Annotated in this window: 4 protein-coding genes and 1 pseudogene; 2 read left to right on the top strand and 3 right to left on the bottom strand. The window is 64.6% G+C overall.

The genetic code is table 11. The features are described from left to right. Window positions 1-412: pseudogene (locus tag AHiyo1_RS06730) on the top strand (cell division protein PerM); the annotation flags it as partial. 30 nt (window positions 413-442) lie between these two features. Here AHiyo1_RS06730 and AHiyo1_RS06725 read toward each other — a convergent pair. Next, window positions 443-865, bottom strand: coding sequence for a hypothetical protein (locus tag AHiyo1_RS06725; protein WP_253257189.1), 423 nt, complete (start codon window positions 863-865; stop codon window positions 443-445). 38 nt (window positions 866-903) lie between these two features. Here AHiyo1_RS06725 and purN point away from each other — a divergent pair, with 38 nt between their 5' ends. Beyond that, the gene (gene purN / locus AHiyo1_RS06720) at window positions 904-1,476 is read left to right on the top strand and encodes a phosphoribosylglycinamide formyltransferase (protein WP_059388027.1); all 573 of its coding nucleotides are present in this window, start codon (window positions 904-906) and stop codon (window positions 1,474-1,476) included. A gap of 97 nt (window positions 1,477-1,573) precedes the next feature. Here purN and AHiyo1_RS06715 read toward each other — a convergent pair whose 3' ends face one another. Together AHiyo1_RS06715 and AHiyo1_RS06710 are read right to left on the bottom strand one after the other, a co-directional pair. After that, window positions 1,574-2,926, bottom strand: coding sequence for an MFS transporter (locus AHiyo1_RS06715; protein WP_059388026.1), 1,353 nt, complete (start codon window positions 2,924-2,926; stop codon window positions 1,574-1,576). 20 nt (window positions 2,927-2,946) lie between these two features. Further along, window positions 2,947-3,583, bottom strand: a 637-nt coding sequence (locus AHiyo1_RS06710) for an N-acetylmuramic acid 6-phosphate etherase (RefSeq protein ID WP_059388025.1), incomplete at its 5' end; no start/stop codon positions are given.

Here is a 3,583-nt window from a genome sequence, read left to right as displayed (position 1 = left end):
ACCGGGCAGCTCGACTTCGGCGCCGCGGCCCTCGCCCTGCCGGTGATCGCCGGTGTGTTGGCGGGCTGGTGGTTCCTGCGGGCGGGGGAGAACCACTTCGACGAATGGCTCTCCATCAAGATCAAGGCGCGCTGGTTCACGGCTCCTGTTTCCACGCTGATCCTCGGCGCGCTCATCGGGGCCGTCGCAGGGGCTTTGGCCGGAGGCCTCGCCTGGCTGGCGCCGCGGTTCCGCCGGAATCGGGCGTCTCACCGAGATCGGCCCGGACCCGCGGTGGACGGCAGTCTGGATCGCCGCGGAGGTGGGGATCGGCGTCGTGATCGGTTATTGGGTGGGGCCCTGGCTCGAAAGGCGGCAGAAGCTCCGCGAAGCGGATCTCGACGATTCCGTGTACGACGGTGACCGCCGCTAAGGTGCCTGCCTCACCTGGCTTGCGCCCCGGCTAGCGCAATCCGGAGGGAAGGGAATTCTGGAAATCCACCTGGCACGAGTTTTGGGCGTGGAGCGTCAGTGCGCCTCGTGCACAGTTCTCCAAGGTGGTGACCTGTTGGAAGAAGACGACTGCGGTGAGCACCAGCAGGCACATGATGGCCGTGACCACGAGCCCGGAAATGGTGCCGAACAGAACGATGCGCGGCTGCTTGAACCGGATCGCCCGCACGAGGACCACCACTCCAAGCACCGCGGCGATGACGGTGAGGATTCCACTGAGCCAGACGTAGCTGATGTTCAGGATATAGACGAACAGGGCGCCAAGCACGGTCAGCAGGAAAGTCCTGAACAGCGTGTGGGTAACGGCAAGCGCTGATTTGGCAGCCTCGCTCTGAGGCTGATGCTGCGGGGTGGGTCCAACGCCGGAATTCATGTTTTCCAGCCTACGCGAGCCAGCCATAAGCTAGTGCAATGCGTATTGTTGTCCTCGTCTCCGGCACCGGTTCCAACCTCCAAGCAGTAATCGACGCCGTGAAGGCGGGCGAGCTGGACATTGAGATCGCAGCCGTGGGAGCCGACCGGCCGGGTACCTACGGCGTGGAACGCTCTGCCGAAGCCGGACTGGACACCTTCGTGGTGGACTTCAAGGACTACGCGGACAGGGCCGATTGGAACGCGGCACTTACCAAAGCCGTTGCCTCGTACGATCCGGACGTGGTGGTCTCGTCCGGGTTCATGCGGATTGTGAGTCCGGAGTTCATCGATGCCTTCGGAGGCAAGTACCTCAACACCCACCCCGCACTGCTTCCCGCTTTCCCGGGAGCCCATGGAGTCCGCGATGCCATGGCCTATGGTGTGAAAGTGACCGGCTGCACTGTCCACTGGGCCGACGCCGGCGTGGACACCGGGCCCATCATCGCCCAGGAAGCGGTGGACATCGCCCCGGACGACACCGAGGACACCCTGCACGAACGCATCAAGGTGGTGGAGCGTAGGCTCCTGGTCCGGACGCTCGCAGAGCTCGCGGCGGGAAAGCACGCCTAAGTCCTCCGTTCGGCCCAACTAGCTCGCATTAGATGTCGTTTTGGCGGCTCATAACGACAACAAATGCGAGTCAGTTGGGCACCCCCGTGGGGCATGCTCAGTCGAGCTCGAGCTGCTTGGTCTCCGGCGCAAACAACGCCATCCACAGCACCGCCACCACGATGAGCCCGCCAGCCAAGGCGAAAGACGTGGCCAGGCCAAGCTCGGGCCAGAAATACGAAGCGAACACGAGTGGCCCGATCCCGGCACCAACGCGTGAGAAGGTCGAGGCCCAGCCGAAGCCGGAACCCCGAAGCTCCGTGGGGTAGAGCTCCGACACGTAGGTGTAGAGCACCGGGATGGCCACCTGGATGACGAAGCCGAACGCCAGGAGCCAGAACACCGCCGCGTCCGGAATGTCCACCACCAATGACACGATCACCAGGGCCAACGCGGACAGCGGCGCGGTGATGGCCAGGATCCACTTGCGGCCCACCCGCTCCACCAGCACTGCCGCGACCGCCACGCCCAGGAGCCCGACGCCGGCCATCCCGGCTGTCGTCACGAAGGCCTTGTACTCCTCGAACCCGGCGCCGATCAGAATCCGCGGCATCCACGTCAAGCTCAAGTAGTAGACCAGAAGGATGCTGAAAAACAGGGCCCAGGCCGCCGTCGTGATCTTCCAGTTGAACTGCCAGATCCGTCGCAGTTGCTGCCACGCGCTGCCGGCGGAGAGGCGCGGAGCATCTTGTGGCGCGGGCAGGCTGTAGGCGCGCGGCTCGGCTCCCGTGGCCAGGACGAGGCTGTCGATGACGTCGGCGGCTTCTTGGCGCCGGCCCCTGCGGATGAGGAAGAGCGGGGATTCGGGCACGCTCCGCCTGACCCAGAACACCAGAAGGGCAGGCAACACCATCACGAGCATGGTGAGGCGCCAATCGGCAAAGGCCGCAACAAGTCCGGCCGAAATGAAGCCGCACAGGGCGGCCCCTACGGGCCACCAACCATCCATGGCCGTGAGCACCTTGCCGCGATGCTTCCGTGGCGTGAATTCACCGACGAGTGCGTAGTCCACCGGAATGCAGCCGCCCAGCCCGAAGCCGGCCATGAAGCGGAAGATGCAGAACCACACGATGTCCGGCGCGAAAGCTCCCAACACAGTAAAGATGGAGAAGATCAGCAGGGTGGCCGTGAAGGCCCGTTTCCGGCCGATGGTGTCCGCGATGGTACCCCAGGCGAAGGCGCCCAAGGCCATGCCGATCAGGTTTGCGGTCCCGATCCATCCGGCGTCGGCGGGCTGGAGGGACCAATGCTTGGAAAGCAGCGGAATGAGGATGCCGTTGAGGGTGACGTCCCAGGCATCGAACATGAAGCCGAGGCCCCCGATCAGGAAGATCCTGCCCTGGACCTTCCACCGCCACGGCAGCTCCTGGACAACCTGTTCGCCGCTCGGGACGGTCGTGTAAGTATTCATTTCCCCTCCTGGGGAAAACTCTATCCGTGCTTCTCGATCGCCTTTCGCAGGAAGCCGCCGGCCTCGTCCAAAGCGCTCTTGGCCTGCCCCGGATCGATCCCCGTCAGCACTACCAGGATGGCTGCCTTGACCGATCCGCCCACGGAATCCAGCGCGCGAATCGCCGTCTCTGCGTCCACTCCGGTGGCGTGTTGGATGGTCCGTTGGGACCTTGCGAGGAGCTTGTTGTTGGTTGCCCGCAGATCGACCATCAGGTTTCCGTAGGTCTTCCCGAGCTTGACCATCGCGAGCGTGCTGATCATGTTGAGGACGAGTTTCTGCGCCGTGCCGGCCTTCAGCCGCGTTGAACCGGCAACGAACTCGGGACCAACCACGACGTCGATCGCCACGTCCGCCAGTTTGCTGATGGGCGAAGCGTGGTTGCAAGCGATCGAGGCGGTGAAAGCGCCTCGGCTGCGGGCCTCCTCAAGGGCGCCGATCACGTACGGTGTGCGTCCCGAAGCCGAGATTCCGACGACGGCGTCCGCCTCGGTCACGCTGATGTCGTGCAGGTCCCGGGCTCCGGCAGTGGCGTTGTCCTCGGCGTACTCCACTGGCTTCTGGATGGCTTGGGTGCCGCCCGCGATGATCCCGACGACGAGCCCCGGGGGAGTGCCG

It is taken from the genome of Arthrobacter sp. Hiyo1 (assembly GCF_001263615.2).
Taxonomy (GTDB): Bacteria; Actinomycetota; Actinomycetes; order Actinomycetales; family Micrococcaceae; genus Arthrobacter.
The sequence above is the reverse complement of the archived record's forward strand: the minus strand, read 5'-3'. Positions and strand labels throughout refer to the sequence as shown.